This is a genomic window from Streptomyces sp. NBC_00236, assembly GCF_036195045.1.
Lineage (GTDB): Bacteria > Actinomycetota > Actinomycetes > Streptomycetales > Streptomycetaceae > Streptomyces.
This window is the reverse complement of the sequence record NZ_CP108100.1, coordinates 6,594,264-6,616,342: the sequence shown is the minus strand read 5'-3', so window position 1 is coordinate 6,616,342 and position 22,079 is coordinate 6,594,264. Positions and strand designations below refer to the sequence as shown.

The 22,079-nt window shown below is 70.5% G+C and carries 21 protein-coding genes; 3 read left to right on the top strand and 18 right to left on the bottom strand.

Annotated elements, in window-relative coordinates:
• Window positions 1-27: 27 nt before the first annotated feature.
• The 15 genes from OG446_RS29580 to OG446_RS29510 all read right to left on the bottom strand — a co-directional run bounded on the left by OG446_RS29580 (window position 28) and on the right by OG446_RS29510 (window position 14,745).
• Window positions 28-564 (bottom strand): DUF6099 family protein, encoded by a 537-nt coding sequence (locus OG446_RS29580; protein WP_328896859.1) that lies wholly within the window; start codon window positions 562-564, stop codon window positions 28-30.
• 124 nt (window positions 565-688) lie between these two features.
• The gene (locus tag OG446_RS29575) at window positions 689-1,048 is read right to left on the bottom strand and encodes a nucleotide pyrophosphohydrolase (protein ID WP_328896858.1); all 360 of its coding nucleotides are present in this window, start codon (window positions 1,046-1,048) and stop codon (window positions 689-691) included.
• Between the two features lie 177 nt (window positions 1,049-1,225).
• On the bottom strand, window positions 1,226-1,645 hold the full coding sequence (locus tag OG446_RS29570; protein WP_328896857.1) for a cell division protein SepF: 420 nt from the start codon (window positions 1,643-1,645) through the stop codon (window positions 1,226-1,228).
• Window positions 1,646-1,728: 83 nt separating this feature from the next.
• Window positions 1,729-2,991: a cytochrome P450 gene (locus tag OG446_RS29565; RefSeq protein ID WP_328896856.1), complete on the bottom strand. Its 1,263-nt coding sequence runs from the start codon at window positions 2,989-2,991 to the stop codon at window positions 1,729-1,731.
• Complete coding sequence (locus tag OG446_RS29560; protein ID WP_328896855.1) at window positions 2,988-3,617, bottom strand: GTP-binding protein; 630 nt, start codon at window positions 3,615-3,617, stop codon at window positions 2,988-2,990. Before OG446_RS29560 ends, OG446_RS29565 begins: the two co-directional genes overlap by 4 nt.
• On the bottom strand, window positions 3,595-3,948 hold the full coding sequence (locus tag OG446_RS29555; RefSeq protein WP_148021392.1) for a DUF742 domain-containing protein: 354 nt from the start codon (window positions 3,946-3,948) through the stop codon (window positions 3,595-3,597). The genes OG446_RS29560 and OG446_RS29555 overlap by 23 nt, the downstream gene beginning before the upstream one ends.
• Window positions 3,945-4,370 (bottom strand): roadblock/LC7 domain-containing protein, encoded by a 426-nt coding sequence (locus OG446_RS29550; protein ID WP_328896854.1) that lies wholly within the window; start codon window positions 4,368-4,370, stop codon window positions 3,945-3,947. The genes OG446_RS29555 and OG446_RS29550 overlap by 4 nt, the downstream gene beginning before the upstream one ends.
• On the bottom strand, window positions 4,367-5,728 hold the full coding sequence (locus OG446_RS29545; RefSeq protein ID WP_328896853.1) for an ATP-binding protein: 1,362 nt from the start codon (window positions 5,726-5,728) through the stop codon (window positions 4,367-4,369). Before OG446_RS29545 ends, OG446_RS29550 begins: the two co-directional genes overlap by 4 nt.
• A gap of 173 nt (window positions 5,729-5,901) precedes the next feature.
• Window positions 5,902-6,903 (bottom strand): MBL fold metallo-hydrolase, encoded by a 1,002-nt coding sequence (locus OG446_RS29540; protein ID WP_328896852.1) that lies wholly within the window; start codon window positions 6,901-6,903, stop codon window positions 5,902-5,904.
• A 393-nt stretch (window positions 6,904-7,296) separates the two neighbouring features.
• Window positions 7,297-8,490, bottom strand: coding sequence for a ricin-type beta-trefoil lectin domain protein (locus OG446_RS29535; protein WP_328896851.1), 1,194 nt, complete (start codon window positions 8,488-8,490; stop codon window positions 7,297-7,299).
• A 128-nt stretch (window positions 8,491-8,618) separates the two neighbouring features.
• A complete protein-coding gene (locus OG446_RS29530) occupies window positions 8,619-9,794 on the bottom strand; it encodes a Gfo/Idh/MocA family protein (protein WP_328896850.1) in 1,176 nt (391 codons plus the stop codon).
• Window positions 9,795-9,834: 40 nt separating this feature from the next.
• Complete coding sequence (locus tag OG446_RS29525; RefSeq protein WP_328896849.1) at window positions 9,835-11,475, bottom strand: hypothetical protein; 1,641 nt, start codon at window positions 11,473-11,475, stop codon at window positions 9,835-9,837.
• 52 nt (window positions 11,476-11,527) lie between these two features.
• Window positions 11,528-12,487, bottom strand: coding sequence for a carbohydrate ABC transporter permease (locus OG446_RS29520; protein ID WP_328896848.1), 960 nt, complete (start codon window positions 12,485-12,487; stop codon window positions 11,528-11,530).
• Window positions 12,484-13,494, bottom strand: coding sequence for an ABC transporter permease (locus OG446_RS29515; RefSeq protein ID WP_389262331.1), 1,011 nt, complete (start codon window positions 13,492-13,494; stop codon window positions 12,484-12,486). The genes OG446_RS29520 and OG446_RS29515 overlap by 4 nt, the downstream gene beginning before the upstream one ends.
• A gap of 450 nt (window positions 13,495-13,944) precedes the next feature.
• The gene (locus tag OG446_RS29510) at window positions 13,945-14,745 is read right to left on the bottom strand and encodes a DeoR/GlpR family DNA-binding transcription regulator (protein ID WP_328896847.1); all 801 of its coding nucleotides are present in this window, start codon (window positions 14,743-14,745) and stop codon (window positions 13,945-13,947) included.
• A gap of 185 nt (window positions 14,746-14,930) precedes the next feature.
• Here OG446_RS29510 and OG446_RS29505 point away from each other — a divergent pair, with 185 nt between their 5' ends.
• Entirely contained in the window at window positions 14,931-15,815 is an 885-nt protein-coding gene (locus OG446_RS29505; RefSeq protein ID WP_328896846.1) for an SIS domain-containing protein, read from the top strand.
• Window positions 15,816-15,834: 19 nt separating this feature from the next.
• Window positions 15,835-16,761, top strand: a complete 927-nt coding sequence (locus OG446_RS29500) for an acyl-CoA thioester hydrolase/BAAT C-terminal domain-containing protein (RefSeq protein WP_328896845.1) — start codon at window positions 15,835-15,837, stop codon at window positions 16,759-16,761.
• Window positions 16,762-16,854: 93 nt separating this feature from the next.
• Here OG446_RS29500 and OG446_RS29495 read toward each other — a convergent pair whose 3' ends face one another.
• Window positions 16,855-17,403 carry a hypothetical protein gene (locus tag OG446_RS29495; protein WP_328896844.1) on the bottom strand — a complete coding sequence of 183 codons (549 nt, stop codon included), beginning with the start codon at window positions 17,401-17,403 and terminating at the stop codon, window positions 16,855-16,857.
• Window positions 17,404-17,541: 138 nt separating this feature from the next.
• Complete coding sequence (locus tag OG446_RS29490; RefSeq protein ID WP_389262328.1) at window positions 17,542-20,277, bottom strand: cellulose binding domain-containing protein; 2,736 nt, start codon at window positions 20,275-20,277, stop codon at window positions 17,542-17,544.
• A gap of 657 nt (window positions 20,278-20,934) precedes the next feature.
• On the opposite strand from OG446_RS29490, the gene OG446_RS29485 reads away from it, so the two are divergent.
• Complete coding sequence (locus OG446_RS29485) at window positions 20,935-21,570, top strand: response regulator transcription factor (protein ID WP_328898449.1); 636 nt, start codon at window positions 20,935-20,937, stop codon at window positions 21,568-21,570.
• Between the two features lie 10 nt (window positions 21,571-21,580).
• Here the strand turns inward: OG446_RS29485 and OG446_RS29480 are convergent, their stop codons facing one another.
• Window positions 21,581-21,985 (bottom strand): Zn-ribbon domain-containing OB-fold protein, encoded by a 405-nt coding sequence (locus OG446_RS29480; protein ID WP_389262322.1) that lies wholly within the window; start codon window positions 21,983-21,985, stop codon window positions 21,581-21,583.
• Window positions 21,986-22,079: the final 94 nt, after the last annotated feature.

Sequence of the window (22,079 nt, the reverse complement as noted above, 5' to 3'; positions counted from 1 at the left end):
TCCGGACGCCTCACCGGTGCCGGACGCTCAGCCGACGTCGGCGGCCGGTCCCACCGGTCCGTGCAGCACACCGTGCGGGCCGTCCCGCTCCCGGCCGCGCTCCAGATCCGCGCGGCGCTCGCGGTCCCGCTCGTCGAGCAGGCGGAGCATGCCGTGCACCCGGTCCGTCGATTCGTCCGCGGCGTCGATCGCCTCCATGCACTGCCAGTACAGGCCCTGTTCATCGGTCTCGCACGCCACCCCGACCAGGGCTATCCCCACCTCCCCGAGCAGCGCGCCGAGACCGGTGAGGGACGCGCGCGGATCGGCGACCTCGGAGAGCTGCGCCGCCCGTGCCACACCCGCCCGGGCCGCCGGGTGCTCCAGCGCGCCGTTACTCCGTCCGCCGATCTCGCTGAGGCCGCTCGCCTCGCCCCGTAACTCCTTGGGGCCGCTCGCCGCCAGCCGGCTCCCGATCGCCTGCGCCAGCGCTTGGGCCTGCCAGGCCTCGGCGATGATGTCCGGCGTGCCCCGGCTCTGCGCCAGTGCCCTCCGGATGACTGCTACAAGCCGCTCCGCTTCCATCCCTTGCCCCCGTTCGACCCGGAAACCCGCTCACCTCTTCATTACCCACAGTGAGGGTGGTGGTACCGAAAGGCCAGGGGAATTCGGAAATCTGTGGACACGAAATCGAATGTGGACAACTCGATCACTCCGAAGAGTGACGGTACGGGGGATCCGTCGGCTGCGGCACCGGGAAACGCCCCTCGTTCCGCTCGATCTTGGCCGCCAGGGCCGCCAGCACATCAATGCCCAGCACCTCGCAGAACTGCAGCAGATAGGCGAGAACGTCGGCGACCTCGTCCGCCACCCTGGGCGCCGTCGCGGCGTCCTCCATCACCCGCGCCGACTGTTCCGGCGTCAGCCACTGGAAGATCTCCACGAGTTCGGCGGCCTCGACGCTCAGCGCCGACGCGAGGTTCTTGGGGGTGTGGTACCGCTCCCAGTCGCGTGCGGCCGCGAATGCGGCGAGCCGTCGCTGGAGCACGTGCACGTCGAGTTCTGTCACGGCCCCAGGTCTACCACCGCCCCGCAGACGGGCAGCCGGCCGGGCAGGCAGGCGGGAGGCAGCCGGACAGACAGACGGGCAGGTGGCCGGACAGTCGGCAGAGGCGCAGGGAGCGGGCCGGGGGCCGCACCCGGTCACGGCGTACCGGATGCGTGGCGGTCCCGGCCGGCACGTCGGCTACGCCCCCGGTACGCCCGCCGCCGTCACTCCCTCGACCTCCATGCCGACGGGAGACAGCAGGAAGACGTTCCGGTCGACCCGGTGCATTCCGCTGCCCAGCCCGAAGACGACCCCACTGGTGAAGTCCAGGATCCGCTTGGCCACATCGCTCTCGGCGCTGGTCAGATCGAGGAGCACCGGAATCTGCGCGACCAGGTACTCGGCGACCTCGCGCGCATCCGCGAAGATCTGGACCCGCAGCACCACCATGCGGCGCTGCTCGGCGCTCTCCTGCTCGTCCGGGACCGTGCGATGGTCCACCCGCGAGGGCCACTCGTTGCGGCTGCGCAGCGGGACGACCTGGGCGAGCCCCTCCCACTGCTCGTCCGTGACGTCATATCTGTCGTACCTGCTCACCGGACCACCCCGTCTGTGCATCGGTTGGCGTTGCGCCGGCTGCGCTCACTGTTCATCGGGCAATTCTCTCGCCCCTCACCCGTTCGGCCTACCAGCGACACGGTTCAGGTGCCGATCGGAACCTCCGGCTGCCGGGCCGGCTCCCGGTCGGGGCCCGCGGACACGTGGGTGTCCAGGGGGGTGAAACGTACCGGAAGATGCACCAGCGCGCGGTGGAACGGCCCCGGTCGCCAGAGCAGTTCGCTCACCGGAACGCTCAGTTCCGCGTCGCACAGCTGACTGGTGAGCTGCTCGATCGCGGTCATCGCGATGAGCAGGGCCGGCTGCTTGGCGGGGCACCGGTGGGGACCGGCCGACCAGGCCAGGTGGGCGCTTCCCCCCGACCGCACCCCGGTGGGCGAACCGGCAGGGCCCGACTGGGTGTTGGCAGCACCGAAGGAGACCAGGACGAGCTGTCCCGCACGCAGCCGGACCCCGTGGAACTCGGTGTCGTGGCGCGGGTAGTGGGCCGCCAGATTGGCGATCGGCGGGTCCTGCCACAGGACCTCGTTGATGGCCTCGTGGGCGGTCATCGCGCCCCCGTGAAGCGATCCCGCGTACCGCTCGTCGGTGAGCATGTGCAGGGTCGCGTTGCCGATCAGGTTGGTCTCGGGGTCGTGGCCCGCACTCATGAGCAACGTGATCTGGCGCACGGTCTCGTCGTTGTCCAGGTGCGCCGGATGCGCCAGGAAGTACGAGGTGAGGTCGCGTCGCGGCCGGGCGCGCCGGTCGGCGACGAGACGGGTGACGACGTCGACGAGGTCGGCGTACGCGGCGGCGGCGCCCTGTTCCGGGTTCATCATCCCGCCGATGCCGTCGACGATCCGGTCGCCGTCCGCGGGATCGACGCCGAACCAGGTGACGAAGACGTGCAGCGGGAGCAGCCGGGCGTACTGGGCGATGAGGTCGCCGCTGCCGGTGGCGGCGAACTCCGCGATGAGCTGCTGGGCGACCCCGGCCACCTGGGCCCGCAGGATGTGCGGTTCGATCAGGGCCAGGGTGTCGTTGATGGCGTCGCGGTAACGGGCGTGCTCCGCGCCGTCGCTGAACAGCGCGGTGGGTCGGTGCCCGAGCACGGGCAGTACCGGGGAGTCCGCGGGGACCGTCGCCTGCCAGGCGCGGGGGTCCTTGCTGAAGGTGTGGGTGTCGCGGAGCAGGTCGACCGCTGCCTGGTAGTCGGTGACGAGCATCGCCTCGATGCCGGGGGCGATCCGGACCGGTGCGAGCGGGCCGTGTTCCCGCAGGGTGCGGTAGTGGCCGTGCGGGTCGGCCGCGAAGTCGGGGCCGTACAGCGCGAGGGGCTGCGGCGGCTGCGGATGCGATGTCATGACGGGTCCTCGGGCTGCGGGTCCTCGGGCTTCGGCAGGCGGGTCAGCACGTGCTCGGCCAGCGCGATCAGGGCGTCGATGCTGCCGCGTCGCTCCCTCGCGTCGCACTGGACCAGCGGAGTCCCGGCGTCGAGGTCGAGGTGTGCGCGCAGGACCTCGTCGCTGTGGGCGGGGGCGTCGGGGAAGCGGTTGACAGCGACGGCGTACGGCAGTCCCTGCTCCTCGACCATGTCCATCACGGCGAAGGAGTCGGCGAGCCTGCGGGTGTCCACCAGGACGAGCGCGCCCAGCGCCCCGCGCGCGATGTCCTCCCACAGCGGCAGGAAGCGGTCCTGGCCGGGCGTGCCGAACATGTACAGCACGAGATCGTCCAGGACGGTGAGGCGTCCGAAGTCGATGGCGACCGTGGTCGTGGTCTTCTCGGGAAGCCCGGCGGTGTCGTCGAGCCGGGTGCTGGACTGCGTCATCGCCTCTTCGGTGTGGAGCGTGGGGATTTCCGAGAGGGTGCGGATCAGGGTCGTCTTGCCCACGCCGAAGGGACCCGTGACGACGAGTTTCATCAGGGTCCGGGCGGCAGCCGGCAGATAGCCGACGTCCGTCCGGTCAGTGGAGGGAGCGGAGTCCAACGAGCAGCCTCTCGACGAGCGACCGGTCGATCTCCCCGGCACTGGGTATCGGCGGTCGCGTGAGCAGAAGTCCGGCGGCCGCGAGATCCGTGGCCAGGAATACGGTGGCGCTGACCGGCAGGTCCAGATGGGCCGCGCACTCGACGACGGTGAGGGCGCCCGGCTCCAGCAGTTCGCACAGCCTGCGCTGCTCCGAACCGGTGTCCTGCGGCAGGGCCTCCTCGGTGCGCACGAGCACGGCGAGCCGGTCGAGCGCGGGGCCGGTGGGCCTGGACCTGCCCCCGGTGACGAGGTAGGCGGGGATCAGACGGCGTCCTGGGCCGGCGGTCATGGCCGGTCGGCGGTGTCCGGTTGGCGGGCCGGGGCGTGCATCGCCCGCGTCAGCGCGGTGACCTGCACCTGCATCTGGTAGGCGATGTCCCCGAGCTTGGCGCCCGGTTCGGCGAACAGGGCGAGCGTCGTGTTCTTCCCCGCCGGTACGACGATGGCGAAGCCCAGGTCCGACTCGACGACCGTCTGGGCCAGTTGCGGGGCCTCGACGTTGGTGAAGGCCGTGGTGAAGGCGCGGGCCGCGGCGTGCAGCGTGGCCGTCATGGCGGCGACCCGTTCACCGGAGGCCCGGTCGAGTCCGGGCGAGGCGCCCTCGACGAGGCCGTCGCCGGTGGCGACCACGGCGTGCTGGACTCCGGGCAGTTCCAGCAGCGGGGTCAGCACCCATGCGAGGTCACCGGTGGTGGGGCTGGGGGCGCTCACTTCTCGTCGTCTCCTTGGTCGTCCTGGTCGCCCAGGTGGTCGTGGCCGTCCGCATCCGGTGCGGGGACCCGCCCGGCAACGCTCCTGCCGATCAGGGTGCCCTGTTGGAGTGCCGCCCAGGAAGACTCCGCCTGCTCGGGTGTACGGGACACCTGTCCGGCGGCCGGGGCGGCGGGGGCCGGGGTGGCGGCCGCGGGGCGCGGCGCACGCCGGCGTCTGCTGGGCAGTCCCGAAGGCGCCTCGGCGGGCGCCGGTTCGGGCCGGGCGGACTGCGCGGGGGCGGCCGGCCGGTCCGGGGCGGGGACGGCCGACACGGGCGCAGGGGCCAGGGCGGAGAGGCTGTGGTCGTCCTCCAGCACCGTCAGCAGATGGGCGGGGACACGCAGGATCGTACGCATGCCGCCGAACGGCGAGGCCTCGATGTGGCAGTGGAAGCCGTACTGCACCACCAGCCTGCCGACGACCGCGAACCCCGTCTGCGGCGGGTCGCCCAGTTCGGTCAGCAGGACCTCGGAGGGCCCGGCCAGCAGGGCGCGGGCCCGGTCGAGCGCGTCGTCGTCCATGCCGATGCCCGCGTCGTCGACCACCAGGAACGCGCCCCGGCCGCCGCTCTGCTGGACGGTCACCTGCACATCGGTGTCGGGGTGCGAGTAGGCGGTGGCGTTGGCGAGCAGTTCGGCGAGCGCGATCGCGAGGGGTTCGGCGGCGCGGGCGGCGAGGCCGAGGCGTTCGTCGCGCAGGTGGTTGGCCACCTTGATCCGCTCGTAGCCGGCGACGCGGGACTGTGCGCCGAGCACGATCTCGACGAGGGGCGAGTTCTGCCGGGCCAGGCCGGGCCACGCGTCGCAGAGCACCGCGGTGGACTGGGTGCGGCGCAGCGCGAGTTCGTTGCGGAAGTCCAGTTGGAGGATGCGCGGGTCGTCGTACTCGTGCTGGAGTTCGTGCAACAGCTGCTGGGACTGGTTGAGCAGGGACTGGATCTTGGCCGAGGTGCCGCGCATCGCCGCGCGGGCGGCCGCGTCGACGCGCTGCCGCTCCTCCATGACCGCTGTCCTGGCCGCCTGTACGGCCTCGGTGAGCAGCCTGGCCGCGCCACCGTCGACCTCGGCCGCCTCGCGCAGTCCGGGGACCTGGGCGCTGGGGTGGGAGAGGGCGAGCGCGGCAGCCGGGATCCGCTTGCGGGCCAGCTGCCTGATCTCGTCGACGAGGGCCGCCGTGCGGGCCTCGGCCGTCTTCGCCTGGCGTTCGGCGAGCTCGGCGTGGGCCACGGCCAGCTGTTCCGAGCGGGCGGCCCGGTAAAAGCGTGCCGTTGCTGCCACGGCGGCTATGACGGCGATCACCGCCACGATCCATGCCATGCCGTTACCGCGTTTCTGTCGTCGGGTGGGTCCTGTGCCCGGGGCGGCGGTGGCCGGCCCCGGGCTCGGGGCGGCGAACGCCGGTTCCGCCGCTGCCGTCCCGGAGGCCGCTTCCGTAGCCGCGGAAACGGAGGCCGGCCCCGTTGCCGCCGCTGCGGCGCAGGACCGGGCGGTCAGTCCGCCGCGCCTGCTGCCGTCTCACGGGCCTGCTCCACTTCTTGCGCGACCGCTGCGACGTCGGTCATGACCTGGAGCACGCCGGGGAGTTCGGATCCGTCGAGTTGCCGGTACTCGCTGCCGATCGTGACCACCAGCCGCTCCGGCAGGCCCAGTTCGGGGTGACGCCCCTCCCCGATCACCCGGCGGGCCGCCTCCACGGCCGGTACGCCGGCGCCGTGGAAGGCGTGGGCGCGCTCGCGCACGTACTCCAGGTAGACGATGTGGTCGCGTACGCCCGCCCGGTCCAGGACCGGTCCGTGGCCCGGCACGACGGTCTCGGCGCCGGTGTCCAGTACCTGTTCGCAGGCCGCGATCACATTGCTCAGCGGGCCGGCCCAGTGGATCGGGTGGTCGCCCGGCTGCTGCGGGGTCGAGGAGAAGATGATGTCGCCGCTGAACACGACGCCCTGCGCGGGCAGGTGGACCATGAGGTCACCCGTGGTGTGCGCGGACGGCAGGGACGTGATGCGTACGGGGTACTCCCCCAGGGTCAGTTCGAGTTCCCCGGTGAAGTAGGTCGTCGGCCGGACGGGATCGGTCTGCGACCAGTCGAAGGGACCGAAGTGCCGCCCGAGGTAGGCGCCCAGCGCGGTGGCCGGATCGCTTCCGTTGACCAGGGCGTGCTGCTGCTGCGGGGTGGGCTCGTAGTGGATGTGCTCCCGGGCCTCACGGGTCGCGATGATCTCCGCGTCCGGGAGGACCCCCGCGCCCCAGAAGTGGTCCCCGTTGGCGTGCGTGACAATCACACGGTCGATGGACACACCGTCGGGCAGCAGCTTCGCGCTCTCGGCCAGGAACTGGCCCGCCAGTACCGTGTCGTACGGGGTGTCGATCCAGAGCGCGCCACGGGGCGAGACGAGCAGGCCGCAGTTGGCCAGCCCCCAGCCCCGTTTCGGCGGGAGCCACGCGTACAGGCCCCGGCCCAGGTCAACGACGTCTCCACCCGTGATCGACATGGACGCGATTATGCCGACCCCGATCCGACCGCGCGTTCGAACCCGTCGACAACGAGACGTTGTTGGCGTGAAATCGCCTGCCGATCACCCCGGGCACGGCCGACCGGTGACCGTACGAGACCAGCCGAGGCGGTCGCGGCAGGGAACGTCCGGAAAATTTCCGCGCAAATACCCCGGCTGCGGGCACCCCGTCATCGACGCACGTCGGACCGTCGTCAAACCGACGGAGGCCGGTTACCCACCGAGCATGGCTGGAAACAGACGCTTGGGCCAGGGGCGAGACCGTCGGAAACGGACACCGAAGCCCTGGGTGAGCCCTCGGGTACGCCGAAGCCCCCGCGCGGGACCGCTGGAAGCGGCCCGCCGGGGGCCCGTGGCTCCCGGCCCGGCGGATCAGTAGGTCGCGGGCACGTTCCACTGCTGGTTGGCACCACCGTGGCAGTCCCAGAGCCCGAGAGCGGTCCCGTTCGTGGTGTCGCTTCCCGGGACGTCCAGACAGCGCCCCGACGCCTTGTTGACGACCGCGTGCGTGGAGGCGTTGTACGTCCACTGCCGGGCCGGGTCGGTGACCGCCCCGCCCGCACCGGTCCCGGCACAGTCACGCACGCGTACCGCGGCCCCGTTGCCGGTGCCCTCCGCGGCGAGGCAGTAGTCGGACGGAAGTCTCAGCGTGCCGTCGGCCGCCCTCACCCAGGCCTGGTTGGCGCCGCCCGAGCACGTGTAGAGGTCGGCGACCACACCGTCCGCGACACCCCCGAAGGCGTCCAGGCACTTCCCGGCGGGCCCGGTCACCGCACCGCGCACCGAGTTGCCGACGGCAAGGTTCTGCGCGGTGGAGCCGGCCGCGACATCGATCCGGGTCATCGGGGCGCAGGCGTTGGCGCTGCTGGACGTGGCGGCGACCGCTCCGGTGACCGTGCCGCCGTTGCCGGTCGGCACGCCGAAGCGGGCGTCGCTGAACGGCTGGTCGTAGCAGGTGGCGCGGGGGTTGTTCCACTCGAAGTACTCGGTCCAGTCGACCATCCCGGAGGGCGATATGGCGGTGGCCGGGGTCTTGATGCTGCCGAGCTTGTACGAGGCGCCCGTGGTGGTGTCCGCGACGGTGGCGCCGAACCAGCCGCTGCCCTCGGCCGCGACCTTGAACGTGTAGCGGTGGCCGGCGGTCCAGTCGAGGTTCATCCGGCAGCTCATGCCTTCGCCCTCGCCGCCGAAGGTCTGGCACCAACTGCCGGCCGAACCGGCTCTGGCCTCGGAGACGTCCCAGACGGAGAAGAGGAGCGTCCGCTTCGACCCTCCGTTGGACTGCATTCCGAAGTACGCGCCGTTGCCCTTGTCGAAGCCGAACTGATGGCTCCAGAAGACGTTCGCCCGGTAGCCGGGATCGTGCAGGACGGTGGTGGACCAGGTGACGTCGGTCAGTACCGGAGCGCCGGAGAAGGAGTAGTTGGTGTACGCGCCGGGAGTCGTGCCGAGCGCGGCGGCCGAACCGGGCTCGGCGGCCTGGGTGGGGGCGGCCGTGCCGAGCAGGGCCAGGGCGGCTGCCGCGGCGGTGGCGGTGATCGTGCCGAACAAGTGGCGCAGAGTCATGCGTTGCACCTGCTTCTGGTGGGGGAATGGGGATCGTTGCGCTTGCGTGCACCGGCTCGGTGCATCTGTTGCGGTGAAACCCGCCGGACAGGGCCGTGGCCCTGTCCGGCCCTTCCCGGGTCAGATCCTTAAGCGCGGACCTGCCCGCGTTCGAAGTACGCGACCAGCTCGGGGTCAAGGGCCGGCACGTCGTACGGCGCACCGCCCTCACGCAGCGAGCGGGTCGCGAGGACACCGGCCGCGACGCTCATCCGGGCGGCGACCGGAGAGGTGTCGGTGACGCCCCCGTCGCGCACGAACCGGCAGAACTCCTCCATGATCCGGGTGTCGCCGCCGCCGTGCGAACCGCCGGCCTCCGGCACCCGGTAGGTGATGTCGGCGTCGGCGCGGTAGCCGCTGGGTCCTGTGTTCCAGACCTTGACCTCGTCACCGGGGCTGTCGCCGAAGTTCTCCAGCCGCCCCTCGGTGCCGATGACGGTGTAGTTGCGCCAGTAGTCGGGGGTGAAGTGGCACTGCTGGTAGGCGGCGACGACGCCGTTGTCGAGCTGCATGTTCATCACCGAGACGTCCTCGACGTCGACGATGTGGTGCAGGTCCTTGCGGGCCGTCGGCGGCCAGTCGAACTCGCGCAGCCAGTTGTCCGGGCGCGGGGTGTCCGCCTCGCGGCGCGGCAGGCCTCCGTAGACGAGCAGGTCACCCAGCGCGTTGACGCGCCGGGTGTAGCCGCCGGCCAGCCAGTGCAGGACGTCGATGTCGTGCGCGGCCTTCTGGAGGAGCAGCCCGGTGGTCCGGGTCCGGTCGGCGTGCCAGTCCTTGAAGTAGTAGTCGCCGCCGTAGCCGACGAAGTGCCGTACCCAGACGGTCCTGGGCTCACCGATGTCGCCGCGGGCGATGATGTCGCGCATCAGCCGTACGACGCCCATGTGCCGCATGTTGTGGCCGACGTAGAGCCGGGTCCCGGTCTCGTACGCGGCGCGCAGGACGTTGTCGCAGCTCTCGACGGTGATCCCCAGCGGCTTCTCCACGAAGACCGCCTTGCCGGCGCGCAGGGCGTCGATCGCGATGACCTCGTGGGTGTCGTCCGGCGTGGCGATGACGATCCCGTCGAGGTCGTCCCGGTCGAGGAGGAGTTTGTAGTCCTCCACCGCGACATCGGTACCGAAGCGCTCGGCCTCGCGTCGGCGCACCTCGGGGTCGAGGTCACAGACGGCGGTGATCGCCGAGCCCTGTCCGGGGTGGTGGGCGGACATCGCGATGGACCGGCGCAGGCCGAGTCCGATGACACCGAGTCGCAGGTCTGACACGGGGCTCCCTTTCTGTATGTACAGGTCGTGCGGGCGGAGACTACTTACCGGCGAGCGAGGCCTCGAACTCGGCACGCATCTTGTCGCCACCGCCGGAGCGCCACTTGCTCAGCTGTTCCTTGAAGGCCGAGAGCGGCTTGCGGCCCGCCATGATGTCCAGCTGGCAGTCGCTCATGGCCGTGGTGAGCGAGGCGCTCTTGCTCGTCGAGGTGTCGGAGAAGTGCCCGCTCGTCGGGTTCGACTGGCTGATCTTGAGGAGTTCCTGCTGCCAGCCGTGGATCTTCCCGGCCAGTTCGGCCTTGCCCGGCAGGTAGACGTACTCGGGTCCCGCCGCGAGGAAGGCCAGCGGCATCGCCGTGGTCACCGCCTCGGAGTTGCCCTTGGGCGTGAGCGCGATGTCGCCCTTCGCCGTACGGGTGAAGTGCTTGCCCTCGATGCCGTTGTCGAGGAAGAGGCGTTCCTCGGTACCGAAGGGGGCGGCCAGGTAGTCCATGACGCCCAGCAGCATCTTCACGCGCTCGGCGTCCGCCTTCTTGTTGATGGCGGTGTAACCGACGGAGCCGTAACCCATGCTGTACCGCGGCTCGGCTCCCGCCCTCGCCGCGAACGGCACGATGACGCCGAACGGGAAGTCGTACGTCTTGGCGTCCACCAGGAAGCTGGGGAAGGACTGCACATAGGCGCCGAGGCTTCCCTGTGCCATCTTCTCCATGGTGGTGCTGAGGTTGGGGTCCGGCCAGAAGAGACCGGCCTTCGCCACCTTGACGCCGAACGCCAGGGCCTCCTGGTACTCCTCCGTCTCGTACATGTGCGTGAGCTTGCCGCCCTCCAGCCGCCAGCCGAGGGGGGCGCCGAACCACTGGCCGAACATGCCGACGTGATTCACGTAGGCCGGCTCCAGGACGTACTTGTTGCGCTTGGCGTCGAGGAGCTCCTTGCCCTTGGCGAGGAAGTCCTCGGCGCTGCTGAACTCGGCGCCGCCGACCGGCTTCCAGAAGTCCTGGTTGACGACGTAGACCTGCCCCATGGAGCCGTACGCCACGGTGACACCGCGGATCCTGCCGTTGATCACGGCGGTCTTCCAGGCTGTGGTCGGCAGGTTCGCCAGGTTCGGGTAGTCCTTCACCGCGTCACCCGACAGGTACGGAGTGAGGTCGTGGAACTTGGCGTCGAGCAGTTCGGGCACGCGCTGGATGCCCTGGTTCGGCGGGAACCAGACCAGGTCGGGTATGTCACCGCCGGCCATCATGGCGTTGAACTTGGTGAGGTACGCGTCCACGCCCTGGTCCACGACGATCGTCATGTCGAACTGCGCCCCGAGGCGCTTGTTCAGCTCCTGCCAGTACGCGTTCTTGCCCTGCGGCGGGGCGGGGGTCGTGAAGGTCTCGGTGAGGGCCGTGATCCGGCTGCCGTCACCGGGTGCCTTCGCCACCGACGTGGTGAGCGCCTTGGGATAGCGCAGATAGGTGGCGTCCAGACCGGCGGCGTTGCCCGCCAGATCCGCCGGGGCGGTCTGCGCGGCCACGTACGTCGGCAGCTTGAGCTCGGCCGACGCCTTGGCGCCGCCCTTGCTGACCGTCGCGCCGCTGCCGCAGGCGCTCAGCGCGGACAGACCGGCCACGGTCAGGCCGGCGATCCCTGCGGCGCCCATGAATCCGCGCCGGGACAAGTTGGTCGACATGGTGCTCCTAGAAGTGAGGGGCCTGCGGGGGCGATGGGGGTGGGCGGACGGATCAGCCCTTGATCGCCCCGGTGAGAACGCCCTTGACGAAGAACTTCTGCAGGAAGGGGTAGACACAGAAGATGGGCACGATGGCGATGATCAGCACGGCCATCTGCAGTGAGGTCGCGGGCGGCACCGCGTGTACACCCATGGCCGACGCGTTGATGCTCTGCCCGTTGAGCACGTAACTGCGCAGGATCACCTGGATGGGGAACTTGCCGGAGTCGCTGAGATACAGCACCGCGTTGAAGAAGCTGTTCCAGTACCCGACCGCGTAGAACAGGCCGACCACGGCGAGGACCGCCTTGGACAGCGGGAGGACGATCCGGAAGAGGACGGTGACCTCACCGGCGCCGTCGATCCGCGCCGCGTCGTACAGCTCCTCGGGAATGCTCTGGAAGAAGGAGCGGACGACCACGATGTTGAACGCGTTGAGCAGGACGGGGAGGATCAGCGCGGCGTAGGTGTCCAGCATCTTGAACTGCTGGACGGCCAGATACGTCGGGATGATGCCGGGTGCGAAGAGGAAGGTGCCCAGCACCAGCAGCAGGATCGGCTTGCCGAGGACCGTGCCGGGGCGCGAGGTCCCGTACGCGATCATCACCGTGCAGGCGAGGCTGAGCGCCGTACCGATCAGCGTGATGCAGATGGAGACCAGGGCCGCCTGGGTGACGACTCCCCCGGAGAGGATGACCCGGTACGCCTCCAGCGTCGGGTGGTGCGGCAGCAGTACGTAACCGCCGTTGGCGTTGAGCTCCTCGCGGCCGGCCAGGCTGGTGCCGATGGCGAGGACGAACGGGTAGAGCACGATCACGGTGAGGACGGCCAGGGCCGCCGCCTTCGCGCCCTGCCCGTACCAGTGGGGACGCTCCATCCACGGCGGCCTGCCGTGGGAGGAGCGGCCGCGCGCACCGCTCCGGGGGCCGGACCGCGCGGTGCGCGGCCGACTCGCTGCGGACTGCTGACTCATCGGTACACTCCCTGCTCGCCGAAGCGGTGGGCCAGCTTGTTGGCCGCGAGGATGAGCGCGAACCCGATGACGCCCTTCATCAGCCCGGCGGCGGTGCTCATGCCCCAGTCGCCGTCCACGACGCCGTGGAAGTAGACGTAGGTGTCCATGACTTCGGAGGCGTCCGGGCCGACGGCGTCGCGCTGCAGGATGATCTGCTCGAAGCCGACGGAGAGGATGTCGCCGAGCCGCAGGATCAGCAGCATCAGGATCACCGGCCGGATGCCCGGCAGGGTGACGTGCCAGATCCTGCGGAGCCAGCCGGCGCCGTCCATCGCTGCGGACTCGTACTGGCCCATGTCGATCGAGGCGATGGCCGCCAGAAAGATGATCGTTCCCCAGCCGCAGTCCTTCCAGATGGCCTGGGCGGTGATCAGCAGCTTGAACGTGCCGGGGTCCGTCATCACGTTGCCGATGCTGACGCCGTGCTCCATGAGCAGCGTGGTGACCGAACCCGCGCCGCCGAGCACCTGCTTGAACATGGCGACGACGACGACCCAGGACAGGAAGTGCGGAAGGTACACGACGGTCTGGATGAACCGCTTGATCTTCTCGCTGATGAGCGAGTTGAGCAGCAGGGCCAGGGCGATCGGCGCGGGGAAGTACAGGAGCAGCTGAATCGCCGTGATCTGCAGCGTGTTGGAGACCGCGCTCCAGAACTCGGGTTCGGCGAGCAGTGCGGTGAAGTTCGCGAGGCCCACGAACGGACTCTGCTTGAAGCCCAGGAACGGCTGGTAGTCCTGGAAGGCGATGACGTTGCCCGCGAGCGGCAGGTAGAAGAAGAGCGCGAAGTACAGCACGCCCGGCAGACAGAGGAGCAGGAGCGTCCTGTCCCGTTTCAGTCGGGACCGGAGCGGCTGCCGTATTCGGTTCTTCCTGCGCTTCTTCCCGGCGGGGCGGTCCGCGTCGTCGGGGTCGCGGGGCTGCGGCACGGGCGGCCGCACGGCTGTGACCGGCACATCTGCCATCGTCACAGGCACCTCCAGGGCTGACGGAGCAAGAGAACGTCCCGCATACGTGGAGGCGACGCACACCCGGCGAACGGGGCGGCCACGACTCCTTCGCGGCGACAGCCACATAGTTCACGACCGCACACCCGCATGGCAAGAGTTGTTCATTTCACAGAGGTAACGAACATCTATTGGCATTCAAAAGTCGCTGCGTGCACGCATGCAGCCGGGACGGGCTCCCAAAATGCACACACAAGAGACACACAATCGCCGCGACGAGGCACGGCGTCGCCTGTGGAACCATCAGAAGCTGATCCACGGTGCTTGATTGTGATCATTGATGCCCAGACACATGCACGTTCCCGCACTCCGGAGCACCACAGGGCGTACGCATGACGGCGGGCCGCCACATCTCGTGTGGCGGCCCGCCGTCATGCGTACGCCCGTCAGGGCCGGTTCCGGTCCGGGTCAGACGGCGACGACCGTGACACCCGCCTCCGTGAAGCGCGCGGCGGCCTCGGGCGTGATGCCCTTGTCCGTGACCAGGAAGTCGACCAGTCCGAGGTCGCAGACCCGGGCGAACGCCCGCTTGCCGATCTTCGACGAGTCGGCCGCCACCACCACCCGCTGGGCCTGCTGGGCGAGCAGCCGGTTGATGCTGGCCTCGCCCTCGTGATGGACGTACGCACCGCGTTCGGTGTCGATCGCGTTGACACCCAGCACCGCGACGTCCAGGGTGATCTCGCCCAGCACCCCGCTGGCCAGCGGTCCCGTCAGCTCGTACGACTGGGGCCTGGCCACACCGCCGGTCACCACGATCTTGATCTGCGGCCGGATCACCAGCTCGTTGGCGATGTTGAGGGCGTTGGTGACCACCGTCAGGGTCGGCTGACCGGACGCGCCGCCCGCACCTTCGCCCACGAGGTCGGAACGCACGGCGAGGGACCGGGCCACCTCCGTGATGGTGGTGCCGCCGGTCAGCCCCACCACCTCGCCGACCGCGACCAGTTCGGCGACGGCCCGGCCGATGGCCTGCTTCTCCGGGGCGTTGCGTCCCGTCTTGTAGCGCAGCGCCAGCTCGTAGCTGACGCCGTGCGCGACCGCGCCACCCCTGGTACGGGTGAGCAGCTGCTGCTCCGCCAGCTGGTCCAGGTCCCGGCGGATGGTCGCGGCCGAGACGTCCAGCGTCCTGGCGGCGTCCTCGACGTCCACCCGGCCGTGTTTACCGACCAGTTCCAGCAGCGCGTTCCACCGGGCATCCCTGGACAAGAGAACTCTCCTTACAGGTCCGGTCTGCGAGCACCCATCCCCTTGGGCACGATCACCGGACACGCGCAAGCGTCGCACAAGGCTCCGGCGAGTCAAGCCACCTGCAAGGCGAATGCTTGATAATGCTCGCACATCGCAGGTAGCGTGCGTTAACGAGCATCCAATCACCAGTACGGAGTGCAAAAGTGTCATTTGTCGAGACCGAGACAGCCAGTCAGCCGGACTGCTGGCGCCGCGCCGCAGACCTCGCTCCGAGCCACGCCGCCGCACTGCCCGCCCCCGGCGAGCGCATCGCCGTGGTCGGCTGCGGCACCTCGTTCTACATGGCTCAGGCATACGCCTCGCTCCGTGAGGAGTCCGGGCAGGGCGAGTCCGACGCCTTCGCCGCCTCGGAGTTCCCCTCCCGCCGCCGCTACGACCGCGTCGTCGCCCTCACCCGCTCCGGCACGACCACGGAGGTGCTCGAACTCCTCGACCGGCTGCGCGGGACCACCCCCACGGTCGCCATCACCGCCGACCCGGACACGCCGGTGATGACCGCCGCCGACGCCGTCGTGGTCCTCGACTTCGCGGACGAGCAGTCCGTCGTGCAGACCCGGTTCGCCACCACCCTCCTGACGCTGCTCCGCGCCCATCTCGGTCTGCACACCGACGCAGTGGTCCGCGACGCGGAGACCGCACTGGCCGAGCCGCTGCCCGAAGGGCTGCTGGACTGCACCCAGTTCACCTTCCTCGGCCGCGGCTGGACTGCCGGTCTCGCCAACGAGGCCGCGCTGAAGATGAAGGAGGCATCCCTGTCCTGGACGGAGGCGTACGCCTCGATGGAGTACCGCCACGGTCCCATCAGCATCGCCACCACCGGCACCGCGACCTGGACGTTCGGCGCCGCCCCCGAGGGGCTGCGCGAGCAGGTCCTCGCCACCGGCGCCCGCTGGGTCGAGAGCGGCCTGGACCCGCTGGCCGAACTGGTCCGCGTCCAGCGCCTGGCAATCGCCCGCGCCGCCGCCCGCGGTCTGGACCCGGACAGCCCCCGCCACCTGACCCGCTCGGTGGTCCTGGCCGACGCCTGAGCCTGATACCGATCGGGACATGGAGATCGCAGAACGCACGGTGCGGGCCGGACCGGTCACCGGCGCGGACGCCTGGACGGGCTTCCTCGCCACCCCCGTGGACGGCAGCACCACAGGTGTGCTCGTCCTCGCCGGGTCCAGCGGACGGATCGAGGACGAGCGGTGCCGGCTGCTGGCCCGGGAGGGCATGGCGGCGCTGTCGGTCCAGTGGTTCGGCGGCCCGGGGCAGCCGCCGGGCATCTGTGAAGTCCCGCTGGAGACCTTCGGCTCCGCGGTCGAGTGGCTGCGCGCGGAGGGCGCCCGGCGCATCGGTGTCCTGGGCACCTCCAAGGGTGCGGAGGCCGCCCTGCACCTGGCCGCTCTCCACGACGGCGTCGACGCCGTCGTGGCACTCTCCCCCACCGCACTCACCTGGGCGAATGTGGGACCCGGCCGCGACGGCAGCACGCGACCCCAACGGTCGTCCTGGACCTGGCGGGGCACGCCGCTGCCGTACGTGCCCTACGACGACACCTGGAAGCCGGCCGAGCCTGCGGGCGCACCCGTCTCGGTTCTCGGCTGGTACGAGCAGAGCCGGCGGTCCGCCGCCGGCCGCGTCCCGGCCGCGGCGGTCCCGGCCGGCGGGCCCGGCACCGATCTCGTGCTGGTCGCGGGCGGCGACGACCTGATGTGGCCCTCGCTGCGGTACGCCCGGGAACTGGCCGCCCGTCGCAGGGCGGCCGGTCTCCCCGTACGCCTGATCACCCGCGCCGACGCGGGACACCGCCCCCGGCTGCCCGGCGAGGGCCCCGCGGCCCCGTCCGACCGCTTCCGGTACGGAGGTTCACCCGCCGCCGACGCCGCGCTCGGGGCGGCCGCCTGGCCGCACCTGCTCGACGCGCTGCTCGGCAGGGACGCTTCCCGGGCGCCCGCCCACGGCTCCCCCGCACCGGACACACCTGCGTAGGCATCGGGGCCCCCCGGCCTCAGGGCTCCCCGACACGGCCGTCCCGGCCCGCGGCCTCGGAGCCCCCGTCACGGGCCTCCCGGCGCCTCGGCGTCAGGACTCCTCGAAGTAGGCGTCCAGGACCGCGTCGAAGCCCTCTGTCCACTCCTTGAGGCTGCTCCTGGCGGCCGCCTCGACCTCGGCGTTGAACCAGCGCCGGGTCGACATGTGGACCGTGATCGTGAACCGGCGGCCGAACCGGGCCGGCTTCAGCTCGACGGCGCCGATCTCGTCCCAGCGGAAGTCGGCCTCCTGGTCGTCCAGCGTGAACCGGATACCCACGCGGTCCGCGGAGATCGAACCGCGTCGGTCGCTCACCTCGAACGACGGGCCGTCCGCGGCCCCGTCCTCGTCCTTCTTCTCGTCCTCCTCGTCGTCCGCCGCCTTCTCGGCGGCGGGCTCGCCGTCGTCCGCCGCGTCCTCGGATGCGGCCTCCACGACGGCATCGTCGGGCGCGGCAGCCTCGGGTGCGGGCTCCTCGGTCTGCTCCGGGTCCTCGTCCGCCTGCGCGGCGGTTCGAGGCGTCGTGAGACCGGGGATGTACGCCGGGTCTGTCCCTGCGGCGTACGCGGGCTGAGTGTTCGGATCTATACGCTGCTCCACGGCGGGCAGTATGGCCGACGAACCTGTACGGGGCCAGTGAGGACGCCGTTCACGCCTCCGGGACCGGGGACAGGACACGGGGCGGGCGGGCGCCCGCCCGGCCCGCCCCTCCCCCGTCCCCGTCCCCGTCCCCGTCGGTCAGCCGGTGGAACAGGCCTTGTCGCCCAGCGCGAACGCGGACGGCGCGGCGTTACCGCCCGTCAGGGTGCCCGTGAAGCCGAAGCCCACCGAAGCCCCCGGCGCCACCTTGCCGTTCCAGGAGATGCTGGCGGCCTTCACCTTCGCACCGTCCTGCGTGGGCGTCGCGTTCCACATCTGGGTGACCTTCTGTCCGTCCGCGAACGTCCAGCCGAGCTGCCAGCCGTCCAGGGCCGTGGTACCGGTGTTGGTGAGTGTCACATCGGCCTGGAAGCCGCCGGACCACTGGTTGGTGACCTTGTACGTCACCGAACAGGCCGCGTTCCCGGGCGGGTTCCCCGGGTCGGTTCCGGGATCCGTGCCCGGGTCCGTGCCCGGGTCCGTGCCCGGGTCCGTGCCGCCCCCGTCACCGTCCGAGGAGTCGCCGTACATGATCCCGCGGCCGTTGGTCGAGACGTACACCCGTCCGTAGACCCGCGGGTCACCGGTGATGGAGGCCCCGATCCAACCCCACTGGTGGGCGTCGTCGTTGATCCGGGTCCAGGTCGTGCCCGCGTCCGTGGAACGGAAGACGCCACGCACGCCGTCGATCTTCGCGGTCACGAAGAGCGTCTGGTACGAGGCTCCCGCGGCCGCCTTGCCGAGGCCGACCGAGTCCGCCTGCTCGATCCCGGACAGCTTCGTGAACGTCGCGCCCGAGTCGGTGGAGTGCCACAGCCCGTAGGCCCCGGTCGCGCTGCCGCCCGCCAGCCACACATCGCCTTCGATGCCCGGCACGGCCCTGAAGCGGACGTTGCCCTCGGTGGGCAGGCCGGTCGACGCCTTCGCGGTGAACGTGGCGCCGCCGTCCGTCGAGACGTAGAAGGTGCCGGCCTTGTACCCGTAGAACTTCTTCGGGTTCTTCCGGTCGGACTCGACGGTCGCCCCGGCCGGTATGCCGGTGGACGCCGACCAGGAGTTCCCGTACCCGGTCGTGCGGTGCACGGCCGCGCCCTCCGGGCTCCACACGAATCCGCTGCCGTCGGCCGCCGCGGCGACCGTGCCGCCGCCGGTGACCCCGGCGGGCTCGGAACCCTGGAACCAGTTGGACCCGTTGTCCGTCGAGAAGCCGATGTGCGGGGCGGCGTCGGCGCTACCGACCCGTACGACGGTGCCGGGGCTCGCCTCCGCGAAGTCGAGGCTGGTCGTCGAGGTGAGGTTGGGCGAGGTGAACATCATGCCCGGCACGGTGTCGAGATCGGTGTGCCGGAAGCCCCCGATGTCGCCGAGCGCGCTGAGCAGCGGGGCACCGGACGGCGGGCTCGCCAGGTCGTTGACGGCCGTCTCCTCCAGGCCCTTCACCATCGGGGTGATCTTGAACTGGCTGCCGGAGTCCCAGTTCCCGAGGTTCTCGGTGCCGTAGATCGTGGCGCCGGTGCCATACATCATCCGGTTGGAGTCGAACGGGTCGATCTCCAGCGCCTCCGTCATCCAGCCCAGCTTGGGCGAGGTCTCCGGCGGCGTCGGGTTGGCGCCCCAGGTCAGCCACGGCACGGAGGAGACGTCCTGCGTGAAGCGGTTGGTGCGGTTCGGGTAACTGCTGTAGTCCCAGGCCTGCGTCCAGGTCGCCCCGCTGTCGGTGGAGCGGAAGATCTGGGTGTCCGGCCACCAGGAGCTGTACGCCGTCGCCATCAGGGTGCCGGGGTGCTGCCGGTCCACGGACAGTCCGCTGAATCCGTAGTACGTGTCCGCCTCGGCGACCGGGCTCACGTCCGTCCACGCACCGGTCGCGGTGGCGTACCGCCAGATCCGTCCCTTGCCGCCGTCGTACGGCCCGCCGGTGTCACTCAGCGTCAGATACAGATAGCCGTTCGCCGAGTCGAGCACCCCCTTATGGGCCAGGTATCCGGTCGGCTGACCGGCGATCCGCGACCAGGTGACGCCGCCGTCGGTGGAGCGGTAGACGGTGTTGTCCTTGTCGGCGACGCCGACGTAGATGTCCTTCGTCGCACTGCCCGCGCTGCCGGTGCGCTCGTCGAAGGTCACCCAGACGATGCCCTGGTTGTCGTTGCCGTATCCGCTGGTGTCGGTCGGGTCCTGGGCGTAGTTGCCCGGGTTCGGGAAGGCCGTCACCTCCGACCAGGTCACCCCCGAATCGGTGGACCGCCACAGGCCGTTGCCGCTGGGAGCGCCCAGGTACAGCACGGAGTTCTTGTTCGGGTCGACCGCGAGGCGCTCACCCATGCCGCGGCCCGGCATGTTCCCGCCGATCTTGAAGGGGAGCTCGGCCGCCTTCCAGCTGGCGCCGCGGTCCGAGGAACGCAGGACAGCGCCGTTGTTCGGGTCCCAGCTGTTGGTGTACGTGCCCACGGCGGCGTACACGTTGTCCGGGTCGGCCGAGTCGGAGGCGAGACTCACCACACCGGTCCAGCCCCAGTGGTCCCAGTCCACCCAGTCGAGCAGCGGGGTCCACTGCTTGCCCGCCTGGTCCCAGCGGTAGGCGCCGCCGATGTCGGTGCGGGCGTAGGCGAGGTTCTTCTCCGAGCGGTTGAAGACGATTCCGGGGACGAAACCACCGCCGTCGATGCGGACGTTCTTCCAGTCGTACGTGTCCGCGGCCAGGGACACATCGGATGCTTCGGCGGCCGGTACGACATCGTTGGCTCGCGCCGACGCCGGGGCGCCGGTGGCGAAGAGCCCGGCGGTAAGAGTGAGTGCTGCCAGGAGGGCGGCAAGGGGTCTAGCGCTTGAGCGCACGGAAACGTCCTCTCCGAACGAGACCGCCGACAGCGGCGGTACGGGGCGGTTATGGATGTGGGAGCGCTCCCATTCGCGTCCCGATGGTAGCGGCGCGAGCCCGCCGGGAGAAGGGTCGGACGCAGGGTTCATCGGATGACTTGACCGGACCCCACATCACCATGGCGGCACCGCCCGGCAATTCGCCCGTAGCACCGGAGCGGTGGTGGCCGGTCCGGGCAGACGGACGCCCCATCGGCCGCGCACCACCGCAGTGGGGGCGCGTCCGGCGAACGGGTCCGCCGGGAAGCCCGGCCGCGCCGGGGCACGCCCCGGCGCGCACCCTGCGGGAAACCGCAGTGCGGACGTACGGAATACCGCACCGCGTGCGGCGGCATTCCGCATACCGCCGCAGGTCAGCGGTTCCTAGCGTGGCCCGGGAGTCGTGGTGGCCCACCTCGGCCGTCGTCCCGTCTGGAGACCCGTATGAATCCCGTGACACTCGCCCTGCCGCAGGAACCAGCCGGCGGCGTCGCCGGCTGGGCCGCGGACCTCGTCGACGCCATGGGCGGGCCGGGGGCCGGCCTCGCCATCGCGCTGGAGAACCTCTTCCCGCCGCTGCCGAGCGAGGTAATTCTGCCGCTGACCGGCTTCGCCGCGGGACAGGGCGTGATCTCCATTCTCGCCAAGGACTCGACCCTGCTGAGGGAAGGGCTGGTCCGTCTGCTCGCCGAGGAGGGCCATGAGGTGCTCGCCTCGGTGGGGGACGCCGGGGCGCTGCTGTCGGAGGTCGCGGCCCACGAGCCGGACCTCGTCGTCACCGACATCCGGATGCCGCCCGCGCACAAGGACGAGGGGCTGCGCGCCGCGGTGGAGATCCGCAGCCGGTGGCCCGGCGTCGGCGTGCTCGTCCTGTCCCAGTACGTGGAGCGTGCCTACGCCGCCCAGTTGCTCGCCTCGAACGCCGAGCGGGTCGGCTATCTCCTCAAGGACCGGGTGGCGCAGGTGGAGGAGTTCCTGGACTCGCTGGAACGGATCCATGCGGGCGGGGCCGTCTTCGACCCGGAGGTCGTACGGCAGTTGGTCATCCGCAGTGCGCACGGCGACCCGCTGTCGCGGCTGACCCCGCGCGAGCGCACCGTCCTGGAGGCACTGGCACAGGGCCACACCAACGCGGCGATCGCGCAGAAGCTGCACATCTCGCTGAGCGCGGTCGAGAAGAACCTGAACGCGGTCTTCGACAAGCTGGGGCTGGCGCACACCACCGGCTACAACCGGCGGATCCTCGCCGTGCTGCGCTATCTGGAGACGTGACTGCGCCGGCTCACGCGCACCAGTCGGCCATTCCGGGCGGGTCGCACAGTTCGAGTACCACTTCGCCCGATTCGGAGGTCTTCCCGCCGACGGGCCGGACCCGGTCGCCGACGCTCACCAGATGGGGAGCCGCGCCCACGATGCGGCAGCGGTACACGAAGCCTTCGGGGAAACGGACCAGGGACTCGTTGCGCATGACCCGGGAGTAGCGGTTCACGACGCTTGATCGCACGACGACGCCGTGTCCGTCGCTCTGCTCCGACTCCAGGTCGCTCGACGCGCATACGGGGCACAGGAGTTTGCGGAAGGATGCGGTGCCGCACCATCGGCACACCTGGTAGACCAGACCCTCCGTGCTGCACGGCTCCACTGCGTCGCGAGCAGTGGGCTCCACGTCGATTCCGGTGATGAACACGTCTCGGCCTCCCGCGCTCGGCTGGGTGCGCCGCACCTCCGGCGACGGCACACCGGCACCGTATGGCACTTAGTTCCACGAAGTAAAGGTACTG

What these genes read in the sequence shown, in the direction of transcription:
- OG446_RS29580 (WP_328896859.1), bottom strand. Translation starts at nt 564, where the DNA reads ATGGAAGCGGAGCGGCTTGTAGCAGTCATCCGGAGGGCACTGGCGCAG.
- OG446_RS29570 (WP_328896857.1), bottom strand. Translation starts at nt 1,645, where the DNA reads ATGCACAGACGGGGTGGTCCGGTGAGCAGGTACGACAGATATGACGTC.
- OG446_RS29565 (WP_328896856.1), bottom strand. Translation starts at nt 2,991, where the DNA reads ATGACATCGCATCCGCAGCCGCCGCAGCCCCTCGCGCTGTACGGCCCC.
- OG446_RS29555 (WP_148021392.1), bottom strand. Translation starts at nt 3,948, where the DNA reads ATGACCGCCGGCCCAGGACGCCGTCTGATCCCCGCCTACCTCGTCACC.
- OG446_RS29545 (WP_328896853.1), bottom strand. Translation starts at nt 5,728, where the DNA reads ATGGCATGGATCGTGGCGGTGATCGCCGTCATAGCCGCCGTGGCAGCA.
- OG446_RS29540 (WP_328896852.1), bottom strand. Translation starts at nt 6,903, where the DNA reads ATGTCGATCACGGGTGGAGACGTCGTTGACCTGGGCCGGGGCCTGTAC.
- OG446_RS29535 (WP_328896851.1), bottom strand. Translation starts at nt 8,490, where the DNA reads ATGACTCTGCGCCACTTGTTCGGCACGATCACCGCCACCGCCGCGGCA.
- OG446_RS29525 (WP_328896849.1), bottom strand. Translation starts at nt 11,475, where the DNA reads ATGTCGACCAACTTGTCCCGGCGCGGATTCATGGGCGCCGCAGGGATC.
- OG446_RS29520 (WP_328896848.1), bottom strand. Translation starts at nt 12,487, where the DNA reads ATGAGTCAGCAGTCCGCAGCGAGTCGGCCGCGCACCGCGCGGTCCGGC.
- OG446_RS29515 (WP_389262331.1), bottom strand. Translation starts at nt 13,494, where the DNA reads ATGGCAGATGTGCCGGTCACAGCCGTGCGGCCGCCCGTGCCGCAGCCC.
- OG446_RS29500 (WP_328896845.1), top strand. Translation starts at nt 15,835, where the DNA reads ATGGAGATCGCAGAACGCACGGTGCGGGCCGGACCGGTCACCGGCGCG.